At 31.7% G+C, this 22,474-nt stretch carries 20 protein-coding genes, 1 tRNA gene, 1 riboswitch and 1 other annotated feature; of the genes, 20 read left to right on the top strand and 1 reads right to left on the bottom strand.

From position 1 onward, the window contains the following. The 19 genes from MR593_RS00155 to MR593_RS00065 all read left to right on the top strand — a co-directional run. Positions 1–776: dihydrolipoyl dehydrogenase family protein (locus MR593_RS00155; protein ID WP_290685562.1), on the top strand; the 776-nt coding region annotated here is incomplete at its 5' end. 77 nt (positions 777–853) lie between these two features. Beyond that, positions 854–1,624 (top strand): ATP-binding protein, encoded by a 771-nt coding sequence (locus MR593_RS00150; protein ID WP_290685560.1) that lies wholly within the window; start codon positions 854–856, stop codon positions 1,622–1,624. 51 nt (positions 1,625–1,675) lie between these two features. Then, positions 1,676–2,620, top strand: a complete 945-nt coding sequence (acsD, locus tag MR593_RS00145) for an acetyl-CoA decarbonylase/synthase complex subunit delta (protein ID WP_290685557.1) — start codon at positions 1,676–1,678, stop codon at positions 2,618–2,620. 35 nt (positions 2,621–2,655) lie between these two features. Continuing rightward, complete coding sequence (gene acsC, locus MR593_RS00140; RefSeq protein ID WP_290685555.1) at positions 2,656–4,011, top strand: acetyl-CoA decarbonylase/synthase complex subunit gamma; 1,356 nt, start codon at positions 2,656–2,658, stop codon at positions 4,009–4,011. A gap of 129 nt (positions 4,012–4,140) precedes the next feature. Next, positions 4,141–4,953 (top strand): carbon monoxide dehydrogenase/acetyl-CoA synthase methytransferase subunit, encoded by an 813-nt coding sequence (gene acsE / locus MR593_RS00135; RefSeq protein ID WP_290685553.1) that lies wholly within the window; start codon positions 4,141–4,143, stop codon positions 4,951–4,953. Positions 4,954–5,033: 80 nt separating this feature from the next. Continuing rightward, a complete protein-coding gene (gene acsB, locus MR593_RS00130; RefSeq protein ID WP_290685551.1) occupies positions 5,034–7,169 on the top strand; it encodes an acetyl-CoA decarbonylase/synthase complex subunit alpha/beta in 2,136 nt (711 codons plus the stop codon). Positions 7,170–7,215: 46 nt separating this feature from the next. Beyond that, on the top strand, positions 7,216–7,590 hold the full coding sequence (gcvH, locus tag MR593_RS00125) for a glycine cleavage system protein GcvH (RefSeq protein ID WP_290685549.1): 375 nt from the start codon (positions 7,216–7,218) through the stop codon (positions 7,588–7,590). 89 nt (positions 7,591–7,679) lie between these two features. Next, a riboswitch (cobalamin riboswitch) is annotated at positions 7,680–7,853 on the top strand. 268 nt (positions 7,854–8,121) lie between these two features. Further along, complete coding sequence (gene acsV, locus MR593_RS00120) at positions 8,122–10,050, top strand: corrinoid activation/regeneration protein AcsV (RefSeq protein WP_290685547.1); 1,929 nt, start codon at positions 8,122–8,124, stop codon at positions 10,048–10,050. Positions 10,051–10,254: 204 nt separating this feature from the next. Then, positions 10,255–10,446: a CooT family nickel-binding protein gene (locus MR593_RS00115; protein ID WP_290685545.1), complete on the top strand. Its 192-nt coding sequence runs from the start codon at positions 10,255–10,257 to the stop codon at positions 10,444–10,446. Positions 10,447–10,511: 65 nt separating this feature from the next. Beyond that, positions 10,512–10,928: a DUF3842 family protein gene (locus tag MR593_RS00110; protein WP_290685543.1), complete on the top strand. Its 417-nt coding sequence runs from the start codon at positions 10,512–10,514 to the stop codon at positions 10,926–10,928. Positions 10,929–10,943: 15 nt separating this feature from the next. Further along, complete coding sequence (locus tag MR593_RS00105) at positions 10,944–11,345, top strand: zinc transporter (RefSeq protein WP_290685541.1); 402 nt, start codon at positions 10,944–10,946, stop codon at positions 11,343–11,345. Positions 11,346–11,498: 153 nt separating this feature from the next. Beyond that, the gene (hisJ, locus tag MR593_RS00100) at positions 11,499–12,281 is read left to right on the top strand and encodes a histidinol-phosphatase HisJ (protein ID WP_290685539.1); all 783 of its coding nucleotides are present in this window, start codon (positions 11,499–11,501) and stop codon (positions 12,279–12,281) included. 633 nt (positions 12,282–12,914) lie between these two features. Next, positions 12,915–14,237, top strand: coding sequence for a branched-chain amino acid transport system II carrier protein (brnQ, locus tag MR593_RS00095; RefSeq protein WP_290685537.1), 1,323 nt, complete (start codon positions 12,915–12,917; stop codon positions 14,235–14,237). Positions 14,238–14,394: 157 nt separating this feature from the next. Then, positions 14,395–14,485 (top strand) — tRNA-Ser (locus MR593_RS00090). Between the two features lie 125 nt (positions 14,486–14,610). Next, complete coding sequence (locus MR593_RS00085; protein WP_290685535.1) at positions 14,611–16,176, top strand: ClC family H(+)/Cl(-) exchange transporter; 1,566 nt, start codon at positions 14,611–14,613, stop codon at positions 16,174–16,176. Between the two features lie 134 nt (positions 16,177–16,310). Beyond that, a complete protein-coding gene (locus MR593_RS00080) occupies positions 16,311–18,227 on the top strand; it encodes an ATP-dependent helicase (RefSeq protein WP_290685533.1) in 1,917 nt (638 codons plus the stop codon). Positions 18,228–18,308: 81 nt separating this feature from the next. Continuing rightward, positions 18,309–18,522: a binding site (T-box leader), on the top strand. Between the two features lie 131 nt (positions 18,523–18,653). Then, the gene (locus tag MR593_RS00075) at positions 18,654–19,532 is read left to right on the top strand and encodes a transporter substrate-binding domain-containing protein (RefSeq protein WP_290685531.1); all 879 of its coding nucleotides are present in this window, start codon (positions 18,654–18,656) and stop codon (positions 19,530–19,532) included. 29 nt (positions 19,533–19,561) lie between these two features. Then, the gene (locus MR593_RS00070) at positions 19,562–20,233 is read left to right on the top strand and encodes an amino acid ABC transporter permease (RefSeq protein ID WP_290685529.1); all 672 of its coding nucleotides are present in this window, start codon (positions 19,562–19,564) and stop codon (positions 20,231–20,233) included. Positions 20,234–20,258: 25 nt separating this feature from the next. Next, a complete protein-coding gene (locus tag MR593_RS00065) occupies positions 20,259–20,981 on the top strand; it encodes an amino acid ABC transporter ATP-binding protein (protein WP_290685526.1) in 723 nt (240 codons plus the stop codon). 64 nt (positions 20,982–21,045) lie between these two features. On the opposite strand, the gene MR593_RS00060 is transcribed toward MR593_RS00065, so the two are convergent. Continuing rightward, the gene (locus MR593_RS00060) at positions 21,046–22,041 is read right to left on the bottom strand and encodes an asparaginase (protein WP_290685524.1); all 996 of its coding nucleotides are present in this window, start codon (positions 22,039–22,041) and stop codon (positions 21,046–21,048) included. A 168-nt stretch (positions 22,042–22,209) separates the two neighbouring features. On the opposite strand from MR593_RS00060, the gene MR593_RS00055 reads away from it, so the two are divergent. Then, positions 22,210–22,474: globin domain-containing protein (locus tag MR593_RS00055; protein WP_290685522.1), on the top strand; the 265-nt coding region annotated here is incomplete at its 3' end.

The following is a 22,474-nucleotide window of genomic DNA, read 5'->3' as shown; positions in this document are numbered from 1 at the left end:
TATTAGGTAGAATGGATTCTGAAGCAGCTAAAAACTTAGCTAGACAATTCAAAAAAGATAAAATAAAAGTTATGACTAGTGTTGCTGCTGACAAATACACTGTAACTGATGACTCAGTTAAAATAGATTTAAATAATGGTAAATCAATAGAAGCAGAAATGGTATTACTTTGCGTAGGTAGAAGACCTAACTTAGCTAACTCTGGTGTTGAAGAAATAGGTATAGAAATGGCACCAAGAGGATTTGTACAAGTTAATGAATACTTAGAAACTAGTATACCAGGAATATATGCAATAGGTGATATAATACCAGGAGCTATGCTTGCTCACGTTGCATCTGCTGAAGGTATGGTAGCTGCTGAAAATGCTGTTAAAGGAAACAGTGAAACAGTTAACTATAAAGCTATACCAAGCTGTGTTTACACTGAACCAGAAGTATCAGGCGTTGGTGTAACTGAAGACGAATTAAAAGCTAATGGAACTCCATACAAAGTTGGTAGATTCGAATTCAGAGGTTTAGGTAAAGCAAAAGCAATAGGTAAATTACAAGGTTACATAAAAGTTATGACTGACGAAGATGATACTATAATAGGTGCTTCTTTAGTTGGACCACACGTAACAGACCTATTAACAGAATTATCTTTAGCTGTAGGTTTAGGATTAAAAGCTAAAGATGTTGGTAGAGTAATACATGCTCATCCAAGTCTATCTGAAGGTTTAATGGAAGCTATACATGATATACATGGTGAATGTGTACATGCTATACCAAAAAAATAATTTAATGACACAGAGTTTGACATAATTTTTTAAAAGCTCTGTTGTGATAAAACTTAATTTAAGGGGGATATCATAAGATGACTTATAATATTGCTGTAGCCGGAAAAGGCGGAGTTGGTAAAACTAGTCTAACAGGGCTTTTAATTGACACATTAGTAAAACAAAAAAAAGATCCTATACTAGTAGTTGATGCAGATGCAAACTGCAATCTTTATGAAGTACTAGGAGTGGAAGAACCACAAACAATCGGTCAAATTAGAGAAGAAGCTAATCAGACTGAAAAAAGAGGAGATTCATTTCCAGGAGGAATGACTAAAGCTCAATTCTTACAATGGAAACTAGGCATGATCCTAGAAGAAGGCGACGGATATGACATGTTAGTTATGGGTAGATCAGAAGGAGAAGGTTGCTATTGTTTCGTAAATGGAATATTAAAACAGCAAGTTCAAAAAATTTCAGATCACTATAACTATGTAATCACAGATAATGAAGCAGGTATGGAACATATAAGTAGAAAACTTACTAAACATGTTGATACTCTTATATTAGTCAGTGATTGTTCAAGACGTAGTATCCAAGCAGTTGCTAGAATTAGGGATTTAGCAAAAGAAATGAATTTAAGCGTTGGCAAGATTGGATTAATCGTTAATAAGGTTCCAAATGGAGAACTAAATGACGGTGTAAAAGAAGAAATAGCTAAACACGATTTAAATTTATTTGGAGTAGTTCCTTCAGATGAATTAATATATGAATATGATTCAGAAGGTAAAGCTTTAGTAGATTTACCAGCTGATTCAAAATCTAGAGTAGCACTAGAAAAAATAATAGAAACTCTAGACTTGCCTTAATATATAGAAAGGCGCATTATAAATTAAAATAGGCTTAAGGGGGAAAAAAACATGGCATTTAAAATGTCTACTCAAAAAGTTACTGGAACAGTTAATGTAGTAGAAATAGGAACAGGAGATAAAGCTATAAAATTAGGTGGAGAACAAGTTCTTCCATTCTACAGCTTTGATGGAGAAACAGGAAATGCACCAGTTGTTGGAGCTGAAATATCAGATATACAACCTGAAGAATGGATAGATTGCTATTCTAAATTATATGGAGATGTTTGGGCAGATCCAGCTAAATGGGCTAAATACGTTGAAGATAACACAGAAGCAGATTTCATATGCTTAAGATTAAATGGAGCTAATCCTGATGGAGCAAACAAAACTCCAGAAGAATGTGCAGAAGTAGCTAAAGCTGTTGCTGAAGCTATAACTTTACCATTAGTAGTTGCTGGATGCGGTAACGCTGAAAAAGATGGTCAAGTATTTGATAAAGTTTCTGCTGCATTAGAAGGTAAAAATATATTAGTAATGTCAGCTGTAGAAGACAACTACAAAGCAGTTGGTGCTTCTGCTGGTATGGCTTACGGTCAAAAAGTTGCTGCAGAATCTGCAGTTGATATAAACTTAGCTAAACAAATGAATGTATTACTTACTCAATTAGGCGTACAACAAGAAAATATAGTTATGAACGTTGGTTGTTCAGCAGTTGGTTATGGATATGAATATGTTGCATCTACTATGGATAGAGTTAGATTAGCAGGATTCAACCAAAATGATAAAGCATTACAAATACCAATAATAACTCCAGTTTCATTTGAAGTTGGTCACGTTAAAGAAGCTATCGCTCCAGAAGCAGATGTTCCTGAATGGGGAGATAATGAAGCTAGAACAATAGGTATGGAAGTATCTACAGCTGCAAGTGTAATCGTTGGTGGATCAAATGCAGTAATACTTCGTCATCCAGAATCAATAAAAACTGTAAAAGCTTTAATAAGCGCTTTAGCATAATATAATTTATTTGTAAGGTTAGGGGGAAAATAATAATGGCATTAAAAGCATTAGATATATTTAAATTAACACCAAAGAAAAACTGTAAGGAATGTGGATTTCCAACTTGTATGGCTTTCTCTATGAAAGTTGCAAGTGGAGCTGTAGAAGTTTCTGCTTGTCCAAAAATGTCTGACGAAGCATTAGCTAAATTAGCTGCAGCTACTGCACCTCCAATGAAAACTTTAAAAGTTGGTGCTGGAGAAAATGAATATGCACTAGGTGGAGAAACTGTATTATTCAGACATGAAAAAACTTTAGTAAACAGAAATAGATACGCTGTTAAATTCTGTGATTGCATGGATGCTGCTGCAGTAGATGCAAAAATAGAAGGAATGAAAGTTGTTAACTACGAAAGAATAGGCGAAATAATGAAACCTGAATTCGCTTATATCAAATACAACGATAATAAAGATAATTTCTTATCTATAATAAATAAAATAAAAGATAGCGATGTTGAATGTGCATACGTAGTAGAAGTTGCAGATGCTGACGTTGCTAAAGAAGCTGTTGATGCATTAGCTGGATTAAAACCAGTTGTAATAGGAGCTAACAAAGATAACTTCGCTGCTATGGTAGATGTAGTTAAAGGTGACAACTTAGCTTTAGGTGTTCAAGGAGCTAACTTAGAAGAATTATACACTACAACTCAAGCTATAGAAGCTGCTGGTTACAAAGAATTAATAATAGATGTAACTGGTGAAACTATAAAAGATACTTATGTAAATGCTATACAAGTTAGAAGAATAGCATTAAAAGAAGGAGACAGAAGCTTTGGTTATCCATCATTCATCGATTTAGCTAAATTAGCTGATGGAGATGCTAACATGGAAATAGCATTAGCTTCAGTATTCACTGTTAAATACGGAACTATATTAGCTGTAACAGATATGACTTATGCTAAAGCTTTACCACTTTATGCATTAAGACAAAACATCTTCACTGACCCTCAAAAACCAATGAGAGTTGAAGCTAAAGTTTATCCATTAAATAACCCAGACAAGACTTCTCCAGTATTATGTTCAGTTGACTTCGCATTAACTTACTTCACAATAACTGGTGATATAGAAGCTTCTAAAGTACCTTGCTGGTTAATGGTTCCAGATGCTGGTGGATATTCAGTTCTTACTGCTTGGGCTGCTGGTAAATTCGGTGGATCTGTTATAGGTGCATTCGCTAAAGAATGTGGTATAGAAGGAATAACTGATAATAGAGACATAGTTATACCAGGTAAATTAGCTGTTATACAATCTGACGTAGCTGACAACATGCCAGGATGGAATGTTATAATAGGACCATTAGAATCAATGGAACTTCCAAAATTCTTAAAAGAATATGCTGCTAATCACTAATATGAACTAGTAACAAATTGCTTATTTAAGATTTATTAATAAAAAATTAAGTTAAAAATTATGTCTAGGAGCTTAGATTAATTCTAGGTTCCTAGAAATAACAGAATAAATTCTAAGGGGGATATAAGTATGGAAAAATTTATGATGATAGGTGAAAGAATACACTGTATAGCACCACCAATAAGAAAAGCTATAGCAGAAAGAGATCCAGAACCAATATTAAAAAGAGCTAAAGAACAATTAGATGCAGGAGCTCACGTTATAGATTTCAATATAGGACCAGCTGAAAGAGACGGAGCTGAAATAATGCAATGGGGTGTTCAATTATTACAATCTGAATTAAATAATGTACCACTTGCTTTAGATACTGCTAACAAAGCTGCATTAGAAGCTGGACTTAAAGTTTATGATAGAACTAATGGTAAACCAATAATAAACTCTGCAGATGCAGGCCCAAGAATGGGATTAATGGAATTAGCTGGTGAATATGATGCTGCTATAATAGCATTATGTGCTAAAGAAGGTATACCAGCAGATAACGATGAACGTATGGGATATTGTACAGAATTAATAGAAGCAGCTGCTATGGCTGGTATAGATCCTGAAACTGACGTTTATTTTGACCCACTTTGCTTAGTTATAAAAGGTATGCAAGATAAACAAATGGACGTTTTAGATGCTATCAGACAAATGACTGAAATGGGATTAAAAACTACTGGTGGTTTATCAAACGTATCTAATGGTTGTCCAAAACATATAAGACCTATATTAGATAGTAACTGGGTAGCAATGGCTATGGCTAATGGATTCTCTTCAGCAATAGTTAATCCACTAGATGAAATATTAGTTCAAACTATAAAATCTTGTGATATAATAAGAAATGCATCTTTATATGCTGATTCATACTTAGAAGTTAAAGAATTAGGATTTGATTACAAATAAAAATAATTAATAAATAAATAGAAATTACAGTCAAGATTTTTAAATCTTGACTTGTAAATAAATTTAAAGGGGGAAGTAGAGTGAATTTATATAACATAATTTATACAGGTGCTAATCAAGCATACGATGCTGCAAGCGCAGCTTTAACAGCTGTAGTAGCTGAAAAAGGTAAAGATTGTCCAGTTGCATTTCCTGACACTGCATATGCTATACCATGCATATATGCAGCAACAGGATTAAAAGCTACAACTTTAGCAGATTTAGAAACAGCTCTAGGAGTTGCTAAATCATTAATAGTTGAAAAACCATTATTAGAAACAGCTTTAAATGCTGGTTTAGCTACTGCAGTTTGTGCAGAAATAATTGAAGCTATCAAATATGTAAATAGTGATGCTCCATACGAAGCTCCTTGTGCAGGACACGTAGTTGACCCTATAATCAGATCTCTAGGTGTTCCACTTGTTACAGGAGATATCCCTGGTGTTGCTGTTGTTCTTGGTGAATGCCCAGACTCTGAAACATTAGGAAACATAGTTAAAAAATACCAATCTGCTGGTATCATGACTTTCTTAGTTGGTAAAGTTATAGATCAAGCTATAGAAGCTGACGTTAAAATGGGTGTAGACCTTCGTGTTATACCTCTAGGATATGATGTAACTTCAGTTATCCACGTTGTTTCTGTTGCTATAAGAGCTGCATTAATATTTGGTAATGTAAAACCTGGTGATTTAGCTGGATTATTACAATACACTGCAGAAAGAGTTCCTGCATTCGTTAATGCATTTGGACCACTTAGTGAATTAATAGTTGCTTGTGGTGCTGGAGCTATAGCTCTTGGATTCCCAGTAATAACTGACCAAGTTGTTACAGAAGTTCCTTGCAACTTATTAACTCAAAGAGATTACGATAAATTTGTTGATACTTCATTAGAAGCTAGACATATAAAAATAAAAATAACTGAAATACCAATACCAGTTGGATTCGCTGCTTCATTCGAAGGTGAAAGAATCAGAAAAGCTGAAATGGCTTACGAATTCGGTGGAAACAGAACTCCTGCTTGGGAATTAGTTAAAGCTTATGATTTAGGTGAAGTTGAAGACCATAAGATAGAAGTAATAGGACCAAACATAGATCCAGAAGCTTGCAAAGATGGTGTTGTTAGATTACCTCTTGCAATAATCGTTAAAGTTGCTGGTAGAGCAATGCAAACTGACTTCGAACCAGTTCTTGAAAGAAGATTCCACTACTTCATGAACTACACTGAAGGTTTAATGCACGTTGGACAAAGAGACCAATCTTGGGTAAGAATATCTAAAGATGACGTTGCTAAAGGATTCAAATTAGAACACATAGGTGAAGTTATGTACGCTATGATGAAAGATGAATTCGATGCAGTTGTTGATAAATGTTCTGTAACTATAATAACTGATGAAGCTATGGTTAATGATTTAAAACATGAAGCTGTAGAAAGATACGAAGCTAGAGATGCTAGACTAGAACAATTAACTGACGAAGCAGTTGATGATTTCTATTCTTGCAACATGTGTCAAGCATTCGCTCCAGCTCACGTTTGTATAGTAACTCCAGAAAGACTTGGATTATGTGGTGCAGTTTCTTGGTTAGATGCTAAAGCTACTAAAGAACTTAACCCAACAGGACCATGTCAACCAATAGAAAAAGGTCCTTGCCTAGATGAAAAGAAAGGTATCTGGCAATCAATGTCTGATGCAGTTAACAGAATATCTCAAGGTGCTGTAGAAAACGTAACATTATACTCTATAATGGAAGATCCAATGACTTCTTGTGGATGCTTCGAATGTATATGTGGTATAATGCCTGAAGCTAACGGATTAGTTATAGTAAACAGAGAATATGCTGGTACTACTCCAGTTGGTATGACATTCGGTGAATTAGCTTCTATGACTGGTGGTGGAGTTCAAACTCCAGGATTCATGGGTCATGGTAGACATTTCATTTCTTCTAAGAAATTCGCTTACACTGAAGGTGGACCAGAAAGAATAGTATGGATGCCTAAAGAATTAAAAGACAGTGTTGCTGATAAATTAAACAAAACTGTTAAAGAAATAGCTGGTATAGATAACTTTACTGATTATATCTGTGATGAAACTATAGCTGTTGACTCTGAAGCAGTTTGTGCTTTCCTTGAAGAAAAAGGACATCCAGCATTATCTATGGATTTCATAATGGGAGAATAATTATAGATTAATTTTTTAAAGAAAACACAATAGGGGGAAAATACACATGGAAACTTTAAACGATAGAAAATATAGTCCAAAACATACTTGGGCAAAATTAGATGGGGAATTCGCATATATAGGAGTAACTGACTTTGCTCAAGATCAATTAGGTGAAGTTCTATTCGTAGAAATGCCAGAAATAGAAGATGAATTAACTAAAGACGTAGACTTTGGTGTAATAGAATCTTCAAAAGTTGCTTCTGAATTATTCGCTCCATTATCAGGAGAAGTAGTTGAAATAAACGAAGATAAATTAGAAGACGAACCAGAATACGTTAATGAAGCTCCATACGATGCTTGGATATGCAAAATAAAAGTTGCTGATCCTGCTGAATATGATACATTATTAACAGCTGAAGAATACGAAGCTACTTTATAAAAATTTGAACCCAATTAATTCGGATAAATAAATAAAGAAGTATAGCGAAAGTGAGTGCACGCGCTTTTGCTATACTTTTTATTTAATAATAATTTAATATGAATTTAGGTTTTCTTAGTTGAAATTAATAGGGAAAAAGGTGAAAATCCTTTACAGTTCCCGCTACTGTAATATAGACGAAACCATGGACCACTGTACTTTACGGGAAGGTCGGGAGTAGGATGAAGTTAAGTCAGGAGACCTGCCTAAATGAAAAGTGATTTTACCTCGGGAGATAGGAGTTATTCACGATTATTGTAATTAGGTTAGGAATTGATTAGTCTATTTGTAAAAATTGATTAATATAAGCTTAATGAAATAAAAAGTTTGTAATTATGAGTCTTCAGATGAAGGCTTTTTTTATTAAAAAAATTCTAAATATGTTGTTAATAATAAACTTTCTTTTACTTATACATATTGAATATGATAAAATAATATTGAGACTTTGAATATTTAATGTATGTATATATTATATTTTGGGGAGGATAAAATATGGCAAAAGTTGTTTTTAGACCATCAGGTAAAACAATAGAATGTGAAGTAGGGGATAATTTACTAGAAGTAGCAAGAAGAGCAGATGTATATATAGAAGCTCCATGTAATGGTAGTAAAAGCTGTGGAAAATGTAAAGTAAAACTATTAAATGGTGAAGTTAAACAAGAGATATCATCTCATTTAACTGAAGAGGATAAAGCAGATGGATATATATTAGCATGCTGTTCAACAATCATATCAGATATAGAAGTTCTTACAAATTCTTCTTTAGATGTTGCTATGAGAGGTATGAAGGTTGAAGGTGGAGATTCAGCTAAGGACAAAGCATTATTTGACAGAGCTGTAGAAATAGCTGAAACTCATGACTTAACTTTAGAAACTAACATAAAGAAAACTTGTATAACTCTTGACGAGCCAACTCTAGATGACAATATAAGTGATGTAGACAGATTAGAAAGACACATAAGCATGAACTTCGGAAAAGAAATGACTTATGATATAGAAGTTCTAAAGAAAATGCCAAAAGCATTTAGAGAAAATAATTTTGAAATAACTATTACATATAGAGAATTCGATGATAGATTAGAAGTAATAGATGTTGAACCAGGTAACACAGAAGGCGAATTATACGGTTTAGCAATAGATATAGGTACAACTTCAGTTGTTGTATGTTTAGTTAATATGATAACTAATGAAGTAGTAGAAAAAGGTGCATCAGGAAATGGACAACTTCAATTCGGTGCAGATGTTATAAACAGAATAGTTTACGCTATTAAGAAAAACAACATAGAAAAAGCTAAGAATGCGATAGTAGACGACACTTTAAATATGTTAATAAACGAATTATTAAAAGAATCAGGTGTAAAGAGAAACAACATAGTTAGTGTTGTTGCATCAGGAAACACAACAATGGCTACTTTATTCTTAGGAATATATCCAGATTTCTTAAGATTAGAACCATTTATACCACCATTCTTCAAATCACCAAAATTAACTGCTAAAGAAGTTGGTTTAGATATAAATCCAAGTGCAGGTGTTTACCTATCACCAAACGTAGCTAGTTATGTAGGTGGAGATATAACAGCAGGTGTATTAGCAGCAGGTATATGGGCAAATGAAGAAAATGTTTTATTCATAGACTTAGGTACTAATGGAGAAATAGTATTCGGTAACCAAGATTTCATGATGAGTTGTGCATGCTCAGCAGGTCCTGCATTTGAAGGTGGAGGAATCAGTTGTGGTATGAGAGCTTCAGCTGGAGCAATAGACAGTGTAGATATAGATCCTGAAACTTTAGTACCAACATTAAGAACTATAGACAATGAACCTGCAATAGGTATATGTGGTTCTGGTATAATCGATTTAATATGCGAAATGCTTAAAGAAAATATCATCGATAGAAGAGGAAAAATACATAGAGATCTACAAAATGAAAGAATCAGATTTGATGAAAATGATATCGGAGAATATGTATTAGCATTTGAAAAAGACAACGAACACTTAGACAGTGATTTATTTATAACAGAAGTAGATATAGATAACTTCATAAGAACTAAAGGTGCTATATACTCAGGTGCAGCTACACTAATCGAAAGCTTAGGAATGGACTTTGACTGTGTAGATAAGGTTTATATAGCAGGTGGTATAGGAAACAACTTAAATATAGAAAACTCTGTATTTATAGGATTACTTCCTGATATAGATAGAGAAAAATTCCAATACATAGGAAACAGTTCTCTTATAGGATCTTATTTAACATTATTAAGTGATGAAGCAAGAGCTAAGCTAGAAGAAATAGCAAGTATAATGACATACATAGAATTAAGTGTATATCCAACATATATGGATGAATTTGTATCTTGTTGCTTCTTACCTCATACAAATATAGATGCATTCCCAAGTGTAAAAGCTATATTAGAGGGGTAAATATATAATAAAATAGAATTAAAGTCAAATACAGTATTTTTTAAATATTGTGTTTGACTTTAGATAAATAAGAGTGCTATACTAAAGGTAGATGAATATTAAGTAATGAAATCATGAAGGTTTCTATGGTATTGTAATACCTTAGAGACCTTTTTTTGATTTTTTAAAAATCGCTTTAAAAGATTTAATAGGAGGGTGATTTATATGTGTGAATCAGCAGCATTCGTTTTAGGGAAAAATAATGAATTAACAAGAGTTATGGAAAATGTAGTTAATGTAAATCCTGTTAATGGAAAAGTATATCTAACAGATTTATTAGGAGAAGAAAAAATATTAGACGGATACATAAAAGAAATTAAATTAATGGATCACAAAATAATATTAGCTCAAGACTAATAAAAATTTATTGTAAAATTATTAAATTTGTATTAGATAAAAAATATCAATATGAGGTATAGCGCATGATAATAGCAGTTATAGATGGAATGGGTGGAGGAATAGGTGCCCAAATTATATCAGCTTTAAGGGATGAATTGCCTACATATATTGAGATATATGCTTTGGGTACAAATTCAATTGCAACTAGCGCAATGATGAAATCCCATGCTAACAAGGGCGCTACTGGAGAAAACGCCATTGTAGTATCATCTAAAAAGGCTAATATAATAGTTGCCCCAATTGCTGTAACTATGCCAAATGCAATGATGGGAGAGGTTACTGGCAGAATTAGTGAAGCTATATGTGATAGTGAAGCTTTAAAAATATTATTACCGATTATGCCAGAAAATTTTTCTTTAGTAGGGGTAGAGAACAAACCATTATCTTTATTGATAAAGGATACAATAAAGGTAATCAAAAAAGAATTTAACATAAAATAATTGGAGGAAAATAAAATGATATTCAATAAAGACGTAGTAAGATACCATCACGATCATGGATGCGGATGCGGACATGACCACGATCACGAACATACACATACTCATAGTCACGGAGATGGTTGTGAACATTCACATAGCCATAGCCATGAACATGGTCACGACCATGAACATACTCATGATTGTGGATGTGGATGCGGCCATGATCACGGAGAAGTAGAAAATAAAGATGAAAAAACTTTAAATATACTACTAGTTCATTGGGTAAACCACAATCAATCTCATGAAGAAGGATTCCAAGAATGGGTAGAAAAAGCTAAAGCTATGGGTAAAACTGAAACAGCTGAATGCATAGAAAAAGCAATCGAATATATGCAAAAAGCTAATGAAATGTTAGTAGAAGCTAAAAAACATATGTAATGATTATAAATAGGAGTGATATGAATTTATTTTTATATCACTTCTTTTTTTTGTCAATATATAATGCTTTTAATAAGCGAAAAGGTTCGCTAATTAGAATTCAAAGTGGTAGAATGTAATAAACAAAACTAATATGAATTGGAGGAGTACAGCATGAAAGACGGGCACATACATACACCATATTGTCCTCATGGCACAAATGATACTTTTGATGATTATGTGAAAAAAAGTATAGAGGTAGGTCTTGATGAAATATCATTTACAGAGCATTTTCCACTTCCAGATGGCTTCAAGGATCCAGCGCCAGATGATGATAGCTCAATAAAATTAAGCCAAATGGAGGACTATTTGAAGGATGTAAATGAGGTAAAAAATAAATACAAGGATAAAATAAAAATAAATGTAGGGGCAGAAGTAGATTATATAGAAGGCTTTGAGGATGGTATAAGGGATTTACTGAATAAATACGGTGCACAGTTAGAGGATAGTGTTTTATCAGTGCATATGGTAAAAATAAAAGATAAATACTACTGTATGGATTTTAGTAGTGAAGAATTTGAAAAGCTTATAGATCTCTTAGGCTCAGTGGAGGCTGTCTATAATCTTTACTATGAAACGCTTATAAAGGCAGTAAACAGTGATTTAGGTGCATATAAACCAAAGAGAATAGGACATTTAAATCTAGTTAGAAAATACAATAAAAAATATCCATATGACTACTCTAAAAATCAAAGATTGAAAGAATTAGTAGAATTAATAAGTGAAAAAGGATACGAATTAGATTACAATGTAGCTGGACAGTTTAAAGAAGATTGTGGGGAAACATATATAAGTGGATATTTAGCTGAATTAGTTAAAAAACACAACATAAAAGTAGTTTTAGGCTCAGACTCACATAGTGCAAAATATATAGATAAATACGAAATAAATATATAAATTATATAGAAAAATGGCGATTTATAACCCATATGTTTTTTATATGAGTATCATTTATTAAAATTTATAACGTGCAAAAATAGCTGATTTTTATGATATCGATTGATATTATGGAAATCAGTTATTTTATTATATAAATAAGTTTATTATTAAAATTTTATAATTAGATTTAAAAAAATAAATCAAAATGTCTATTTTTTATCAATAAAATAAGAAAATAAAAAATTGAAATTATTCTGAAAAAATAAACCGTAAATTTATATTTTCATTATTTTGAAAAATATTTAAAAAATTGTAATAATTTAATTTATTTAAAAAAATAATATTAATTGATAAATTACAAAAATAAATAAAGATTTAAGTATAAAAAATAAATAAAAATATATTATAAATCGGTATAAACTTAAAAAATAAATAGTAAATACCTAAATATTGAAAAAAATATATCAGTATGATAATCTTTAAATAGAACAGTTCAAATGCAAACAGTTTTAATATTATATTTATTATTTTAATATTAAGATTTATGCGGTTAATATATTAACAAAGAAATAGGGAAATGAAAAGGCTTTAATTGTATGGGAAATATAAATATATGAAAAATTATATATTAAAAATAGGGGGATCAAGGATTTGAATAATTTAAACGAAAAAAGTAAAATGGATTTTATGGTAATTGGATTTGCAATTTTTTCAATGCTATTTGGTGCAGGAAATTTAATATTTCCACCATTCTTAGGATTTCTAACAGGCTCTGCTTGGATGGTTGGATTTTTAGGATATGTACTAGCAGATATAATATTAGGTGTATCTGGAATTATGACATCTCTAAATCATAACTATGAGGAAAACGGTGCCATATCTATAGCGTCTAGAGTAGATAAGAGATTAGGATTATTATTAGGAATAATTATGATTACATGTATAGGACCAGCAGTTGCTATACCTAGAACTGGAGCTATAACTTTCGAAATAAGTGTGCTTCCATTATTTCCAAGCTTTAATCCTTTAGTATTTTCAATTATATTCTTTGGGATTACTTTAGCATTCACAATTACTAAATCTAAAGTAATCGATGTTATAGGAAAAGTATTCACACCAATATTATTAATCGCATTAGCTATATTAATAATAAAAGGAATAATTAGTCCTATAGGAGATATGAGTCAAACTCCAGCTATATCAGGTAGTGTGTTTGGAGAAGGATTAGCTCAAGGTTATCAAACTATGGATGCATTAGGGGCAGTTGCACTTGCATCACTTGTAATGGGATCAATACTTTCTAAAGGATATACTGATAAAAAAGAAAAACGTAAAATATTAGTTAAATCTAATGTAGTTGCAGCATTATTTTTAATATTAGTATATGGAGGCTTATGCTACATAGGTGCTACAGCGTCAACAACTTTAAATGTAAATTTAGGTCAAACTGGGTTACTTACAACATTAACTTATTTGATAATGGGTAATTTTGGAAAAGTATTGTTGGCGATAATAGTTTTCTTTGCTTGTCTTACTACTTCAGTTGGATTAACTTCAGTAGCAGCAGGATTTTATGAAGAAATCTCAGGTGGAAGATTAAACTATAAAGTTTTAGTAGTAGCTATTTGCATCATATCTACTATTATATCTACTATGGGTGTAAGTACTATAATAATGGTTGCAGGACCTCTACTAGACATAATATATCCTGCAGCAGTAACATTAATAGTATTAACATTAATAAGTGATAAAATAAAAAGCAATGCAGTATTTAATATATCATCAATAGTAGCTGCTTTATTTGGAGTAATGAATGTTATGAAGGTAGGATTTGTACAAAGCTTACCTCTATCAGAAATAGGATTAAATTGGATATTACCAGTTTTAATAGTTGCTTTAATTACTAATTTTGTAACAGCTAGTAAAGATAAAGAGCCTGATAAATTAGATGCTACTGATACACAAATATCATAATTAGATAAAATATATTTCTTGTTAATATATTCCCTTTATATAGGTGTTATATAGAAGCCTTTATAAAGGGAATTTTACTTTTGTAATTATAATGACAAATAAAATAAAAATAAATTATTGACTACTATAAAAATATGAGATATACTGTAATAGTACTGGAGAAGTACTCAAGTGGCTCAAGAGGATCCCCTGCTAAGGGATTAGGCTGGGTAACCGGTGCGAGGGTTCGAGTCCCTCCTTCTCCGCCATGATTAAATTACAAAGATTTGCTAATAAAGCAGTGTAAAATTTATTTTTACACTGCTTATTTTGTTGTATAAAAAAACTTTTTTTAATAAAATAAAATAAGTAGGAAGGGGGATTGGAAATATTTATGAAAAATATTCACGCAAGAACGAGAAAAATGCTGAACTATGGGAATTTAGAAAAATACAAGATAGTAGGCGAATCAGCAATAGTAGGATTGATAGTAGGATTAGTAATAGTGTCACATAGATTGATATTATCTAAGATATTTTCTTTATTTAACAATTTTTATAGTTTGGGTAGAGAAAATGCTTTTTATATACCGATAATATTTGCAGTTTTAATAGCATTGGGGTATATAGTCGGAAAATTTGTAAGAATAGATCCTATGATAACTGGTAGTGGTATACCTCAGGTAGAAGGTATTTTACTTAGAAAGCTTAAGCAAAAGTGGTATAGTGTTTTAATTTTAAAATTTATAGGTGGACTTGTATGTCTAGGTGCAGGTTTGTCTTTAGGAAGAGAGGGTCCTTCTGTGCAAATAGGTGCTTGTGTAGGAGAGGGATTTGCCAGTACAACTAAAAAGATGGATAACGAAAAAAAATATTTTGTAACATGTGGTGCAAGTGCAGGACTTGCAGCAGCTTTTAACGCTCCAATGGCTGGGGTTATGTTTTCGCTAGAAGAAGCACATAAAAATTTTTCACCGATAGTATTATTATCTGCAATATCAGCAGCTCTTATGGCGGATTTTGCATCGAAGAATTTCTTTGGATTGAAGCCTTCTTTGAATTTTCAGCAATTATCAGCGATGCCCTTAAAATATTATTGGGCACTTTTGATATTAGGGGTAGTAATAGGAATAAGTGGAACGATTTTTAACAAGGGATTATTAGTTTCACAAAATATATATAAGAAGACAAATTTACCTATAGAGATTAAGTGTATAATACCTTTTATAATAACAGGAGTTATTGGCTTGACAATACCTGCTTTATTAGGTGGGGGACATGATTTAATTATGAGTTTACAAGAAACTAATATACCTATTAGTATATTGATGATGTATATTGTGATGAAGTTTATATTTACATTTGCGTGCTTCGGCTCTGGGGCGCCTGGAGGTATATTTTTCCCATTATTGACTTTAGGTTCTTTAGTAGGTGATTTAGTTGGGATTATTATGGTCACTTATTTGGGAATTCCATCACAATATTTATTGAATTTTATAGTAATAGCGATGGCAGGTCATTTTGCAGCTATAGTTAAATCACCTATAACTGCGATTATATTAATATCAGAAATGACAGGCTCACTTAATCACTTATTGTCTCTTGCCTTTGTATCTGTAGTGGCGCTTTTAGTTTCTGATTTATTGAAAACAAAACCAATTTATGAAGCTTTATTAGAGAGAATATTGAAAAATAACCACCTTACATTAGGGGGAAGCTATAATAGAAAAACTTTAGTAGAGGTTTCTGTAGAATTAGGAAGTAATTTAGATAATCATTACATACAAGATATTATTTGGCCTGAGGGATCTTTAGTTGTATCTATAGTCAGAGGTGAGAAGGAAATTATTCCACATGGAAATACCTTGCTTTTAGCTGGCGATTTAGTTACAGTTATGACTAACGAGAATAGTGCTCCAAGTGTACTAGAGGATATAGGACAAAAGGCAAGCTGTTCTTAAAATTTAAGTATGTTAAATGTATTTTTATATTAAAATAAGTAAACAATTAAATAAGGATATTTTATAGTGATATATCTGATATAATATGATAATGTAAATAATTTGAATAAATTTTATACATTAAGGTGGAAAACATGATAGATATAGATAAATTAAACGAAAATCAACAAATGGCGGTCAAGCATGTTGACGGTCCATGTATGGTATTGGCAGGTCCTGGCTCTGGCAAGACTAGAGTAATCACTTACAGAATAGTCAACATGGTCATGAATGAGGGAATACCTCCGACTAGAATACTGGCAATTAGCTTTACTAAGGCATCTTCAATAGAGATGAAAAATAGAGCATTGAGTATATGCAATGATTTTAGAATGAACAAGGTTACTTTTGGGACATTTCATGCAGTGTTTTTTAGAATTCTTAGAAAGTTCGAGAGACTAAACTTAAACAGTATTTTAGATGAAAAGCTGAAGAGATTTGCACTTAAAGGTATTTTAAAGAGTTTAAATGTGGAAAACGGAGAAGATGACGAGCTTGTAGGACAGGTTATAAACGAAATCTCATACGTTAAAAACGAGTTGATGGATAAAGCTGATTTTGAGTCAGAGGTTCTTACAAAGGATGAATTCATAAATGCGTATAATATGTACGAAAATTATAAAGAAGAGATTAAAAAAATTGATTTTGACGATATGCTAATTAGAACATACCATTTGCTACAAAATAATCCTCAGGCACTTAATATGGTTAGAAATGTCTACAAGTATATTTTAATAGATGAGTTCCAAGATGTAAATAGGGTTCAATTTGAAGTTGTCAAGTTAATTGCAGAGCCAAATAATAATATATTTGTAGTTGGAGATGAAGACCAAAGTATATACGGATTTAGAGGTGCTAGACCTGATTTCTTATTACAATTTAAAGATTATTTCAAGGACTCAAAGGAAGTCAGATTGGATATAAATTATAGATCAAAATCTGAAATAATAGGAACTGCAAACAGATTAATCGACAAAAATCAAAATAGATATAACAAAGTAATCAAATGTAACCAAGAGGGAAAGGGAACTGTAGAATACTTAACTCCAAAGGATTCAGAGGATGAAGCTATGCAGATTGCAAAGGATATACAAGAAAGGGTAAAAGAGGACTATGTAGAATATGACGATTTTGCAGTAATATACAGAACAAATTTGCAGTCTAGGGCATTAGTAGATGTATTTATGGATATGAGAATTCCATTTGTGATTAGAGACTCAGTTGTGACAATATATGACCATTGGGCAGCAAAGGATATATTATCTTATTTGAAATTATCAATTAATCCTGATTCAAATGAAGATTGGATGAGAATTATTAATAAGCCATTTAGATATATATCTAGAGAAAGTATAAATTCAGTCAAGGGTGAAAAATACTTCTTAAATGCTCTAGTAACAAAATGTAATCTATATCAAAAGCAAGTAAAGACGATAAATGACTTGGATATAGATATAAGCTACTTAAAAACAATGGAGCCTAAAAATGCAATTTCATTTATAAGAACGACTCTAGATTACGATAAATACATATTAGACTACTGTATGAATAGAAAAATAAAGCCTAATGGACTTATTGAGATACTAAACGAAATAGAGAGCTCCTCTTCAAATTTCAATACAATAGAGGAGTACCTAAGTCATATAGAAAAAGTAAAAGAAGAGCTACAAGAAAATCAAAAAAATAAAGAGGTAAACGGAGTAATATTCACAACTATGCACAGTGCAAAGGGATTAGAATTCGACAATGTTTACATAATTGGTACAAATGAAGGAACAATTCCTCACGAAAAATCATATGATATAGAGGATGAAGATAAGAAAAACAATCAAATTGAAGAAGAAAGGCGACTTATGTACGTGGCCATAACAAGAGCTAAAAACAGACTTTGCATAAGCTGTCCACAAAACAAATACGGCAAAAAAGTATCTATATCAAGATTTAAAAATGAAATGGAGGATCCTCTAAATTCAGAGCTAAAGCAGATAAACATCCGCGATAAAATATATTAGTGAGAAATAAGTAAAAATTTATCGATAAAAGAATTGACAAAAATAGAAAAAGTAATTTATAATTATATAATAATTTAATAATAAAATTCTATGAAAAAGAAAGTAGCATAAACATAAATTAAAGCGAGCTGGGTATGGTGTGAGCCAGTAATGGAGTTTATTGTGAAGAGAGCTTTGGAGAAGATTATCTGAAATTAGTAGGATAATAGGTATGCCTGCCTTAAGGGCTTGAGTGGATAATTAAAATTTTGTTAATTATCAAAAAGAGTGGTAACGCGGTTAATTCGTCTCTTAGTTTTTAAACTAAGGGACTTTTTTATTTTTGGCGATTTCTTTGAACTGATGTATTTTATTTAGACTAATAAATTTTGAAATCTAAAAAATACTGCGTATTACTATATAAAAAAATCTAAGGGGGACTGTAAAATGAAATTAAAGAAATTATTAGCTACAGGGTTAGCTGCAGTTATGGTAATGGGCTTAGTTGGATGCAGTAGTTCATCAAAAAGCTCAAGTGCAAGCGCATCAAGTGCTGCAAGTAGTTCTACTGAAAAAGTAGATAAATTAGAAGAAGTAAAAGAAGCTGGAGTATTAAGAATGGGTACAAGTGCTGATTATGCTCCATATGAATTCCATACAGTAATTGATGGAAAAGATACTATAGTAGGATTTGATACTACTATAGTGGAAGAAGTAGCAAAAGATATGGGTGTAAAAGTAGAATACACTGATATGGATTTTGATGGTTTATTAGGAGCTTTAAATGCTGATAAAGTTGACGTAGTTTTAGCGTGTATGACTCCTGATGAAACAAGAAAGAAAAGTGTAGATTTTTCTGAATTATATTATGAAGACAGCAATGTTTGTATAGTAAGAAAAGGCGATGAAGATATAGTAAAATCAGCTGACGATTTAAAAGATTTAAAAGTTGGTGTTCAAAGTGGTACTACACAAGCAGGTTATGTAACTGAAGATTTGGGTATAACTGAAGCTAAACAATTGAAGAGAGTTCCAGACTTAATGTTAGAACTTCAAAACAAAAACATAGATGTTATAGTTACAGGAAGAAACGTTGCTCAAATAAACATAGGACAATATGATGGTTTAGTAATAGGAAATACAGAAGTAGGTCAAGAAGTAGCTGAAACTTCAGCAGTAGCAGTTAAAAAAGCAGATGACAAAGTTGACAATACAGCATTCATAGAATCTATAAACAAAACTATAAAGAGATTACAAGATGAAGGTAAAATCGACGAATATATGCAAGATGCTTTAAAATTAGCTGACAAACAAGAAGAAGAATAGGCTTTATATTAGAAGTAGGAGATTAGATTATGGATTTTAGTGTATTATCAGGATATTATGGAGTATTTATACAAGGTGCTAAAACTACTATAATTATTTCATTAGTATCTTTAGTAATTGGTTTTGTTTTAGGGTTACTTATTTGTCTAATGAAAATGTCAAAAATAAAAATCTTAAAATGGCCAGCAAGTGCTTATGTACAAATATTAAGAGGTACACCTCTATTTGTACAAATCTTTATCATTTATTTTGGTTTGCCACAGTTAGGTATTCAGTTTCCTGATATAGGACCTTTCTCTAGTGACTTTGTAAGTGGTGCATTTGCATTATCAATAAATTCAAGTGCATATATAGCTGAGATATTTAGATCAGGTATACAAGCAGTAGATAAAGGACAAATGGAAGCAAGTAGATCTTTAGGATTAGGATATGTTGATGCTATGAGATATGTCATAGTACCACAAGCTGTAAAAAATGTATTACCAGCATTAGCAAACGAATTTATAACATTAGTTAAGGAATCTTCAATAATTTCTGTTATAGGAGTTCAAGAATTGATGTTTAAGGCTGGTATAGTTAGAACAGCATTATATAGACCATTCGAGCCATATATAATGGCAGCTATAATGTATCTTGTTATGACTACAGTACTTTCATTATTAGTAGGATTACTAGAAAAGAAATTAGCTCAGTCTAATTAGAAAAATACCAAAGGAATGTGATAATATGATAGAGTTAAAGAATTTGCATAAATCATTCGGTGATTTACATGTACTTAAAGGAATAGACTTAACTATAGAAAAAGGTCAAATAGTTACAATAGTTGGACCTAGTGGATCAGGAAAAAGTACAGTATTGAGATGTATGAATTTACTTGAAGTGCCAACAGAGGGTCAAGTAATATTTGAAGGTACAGATATTACTGATAAAAAAGTTAATATTGATGAAGTTAGACAAAAAATAGGTATGGTGTTCCAAAACTTCAACCTATTTCCTAACATGACTGTACTAGATAATATAACACTTGCTCCTATGAAGATTAAAAAATTAAGTAGAGCAAATGCTAATAAAAAGGCAGAAGTGCTACTTGAAAGAGTAGGATTATTAGACAAAAAAGATGCTTATCCAGCCCAATTATCAGGTGGACAAAAGCAAAGAATTGCAATAGCTAGAGCATTAGCTATGGAACCAGACATGATGTTATTTGACGAACCAACATCAGCCCTTGACCCAGAAATGGTAAAAGAAGTTCTTGATGTTATAAAAGAGCTAGCAAAAGAAGGTATGACAATGGCGATAGTAACACATGAAATGGGATTTGCAAAAGAAGTATCAGATAGACTTTTATTTGTGGATGGTGGTAAGATCATAGAAGATGATAAGCCAGAGGTAGTATTTACAAATCCAAAGAATGAAAGAGCTAGAGATTTCTTCTCAAAAATATTATAGAAAATTAGAAGCTTTATAAATAAAGCCCTTAAGATGAGCGATCATTTTAAGGGCTTTTTTAATCTTAGTAATATATTCCTTTTTCAAATATATCCTTTAATTCTTGTTCATCATTAGTTTTACCTAGAGCTAACATAAGTTTTATTCTAGCTTTTTGTCCAGGTAAGTCGCCACCGAATATACATCCGATATTTTTCAAGTCACGCCCAGAGCCAAGGTATCCGTATGAATCATAAACTCTACCAGTTAAGCATCTAGAAACTAATACGACCTGTATACCCTTTTCTCTTGCGTATTTGATTCCTTCAAATGCTTCAGGAGGGATATTACCTCTACCCATACCTTCTATTACGATTCCCTTATATCCAGCATCAGCAGCGAATTTGATTAAATCATCTCCCATATCAAGTCCAGTTTTGATAAGAGCTACCTTTGGTTCGTATTTATCAGTATCTATAAAAGTCTTTTTAGAAGCATCTTTTAATAATACTAATTGGTTGCAGTCTATTATACCTAGAGAACCATGTGATGGAGCTTGGAATGTATTTAAAGCAAGAGTGTCAATTTTAGTAACCTCAGAAGCCATTAATACTTCGTTGTTCATAGCTACAAGTACTCCCTTACCCTTAGCAGAATCTGATATAGCAGTACATACTGCAGCAGATAGGTTACTAGAGCCATCGTATCCTAATTCAGAGCTACTTCTCATAGCACCAGTAACGACTACAGGCTTTTCATTATTTATAACTAAATCTAAGAAATAAGCAGTTTCTTCTAAGCTATCTGTTCCATGAGTTACAACAACACCGCATACATCGTCTCTATCTAGAAGATTATTTATATATTGCTTTAATTCCATTAATTTTTCAAAAGTCATATGAGGGCTAGGTATTTCATCGAAATTATGACCTTCAATTGTTGCGACTTTATTTATGTTAGTAGCTAGAGATAGGATTTCTTCTCCAGATAAACTAGGGATTGCTGCACCGAGATCTGGGTCTATAGTCATTGATATAGTACCGCCTGTGAAAACAACAGCTACCTTTTTTTTAATTTCCATAATGTACCTCCGAAAGATTGTAATTTATATTAATATTTTATAATATGTGAGTGATTATGTACATCTTTAAATTTTAGATAAATTTGGGTTTTAAATAAAAATGTTTTGAATTTAAAAATTAGGGTATATTTTTAACATAGAAATATATTTAAATTGGGAGGAATTAATATGTTAAGTCAAAAAACAATAGAAGTAGTAAAAAGTACAGTTCCAGTATTAAAAGAACATGGAGTAGAAATAACAACGACATTTTATAATAATATGTTTGCAAAACACCCAGAAATAAAAAATATGTTTGATATGGGAAAACAAACATCTGGACAACAACCAAAGGCATTAGCGATGATGGTGTTAACAGCTGCACAAAATATAGATAATCTAGAAAGCTTATTACCAGCAGTAAAAAAGGTTGGAGCAGTGCATGTAGCTGCAA

This window comes from Intestinibacter sp. (assembly GCF_022780145.1).
Lineage (GTDB): Bacteria > Bacillota > Clostridia > Peptostreptococcales > Peptostreptococcaceae > Intestinibacter.
Note: the sequence above shows the minus strand (reverse complement) of the source record. Positions and strands in the feature narration are given on the sequence as shown.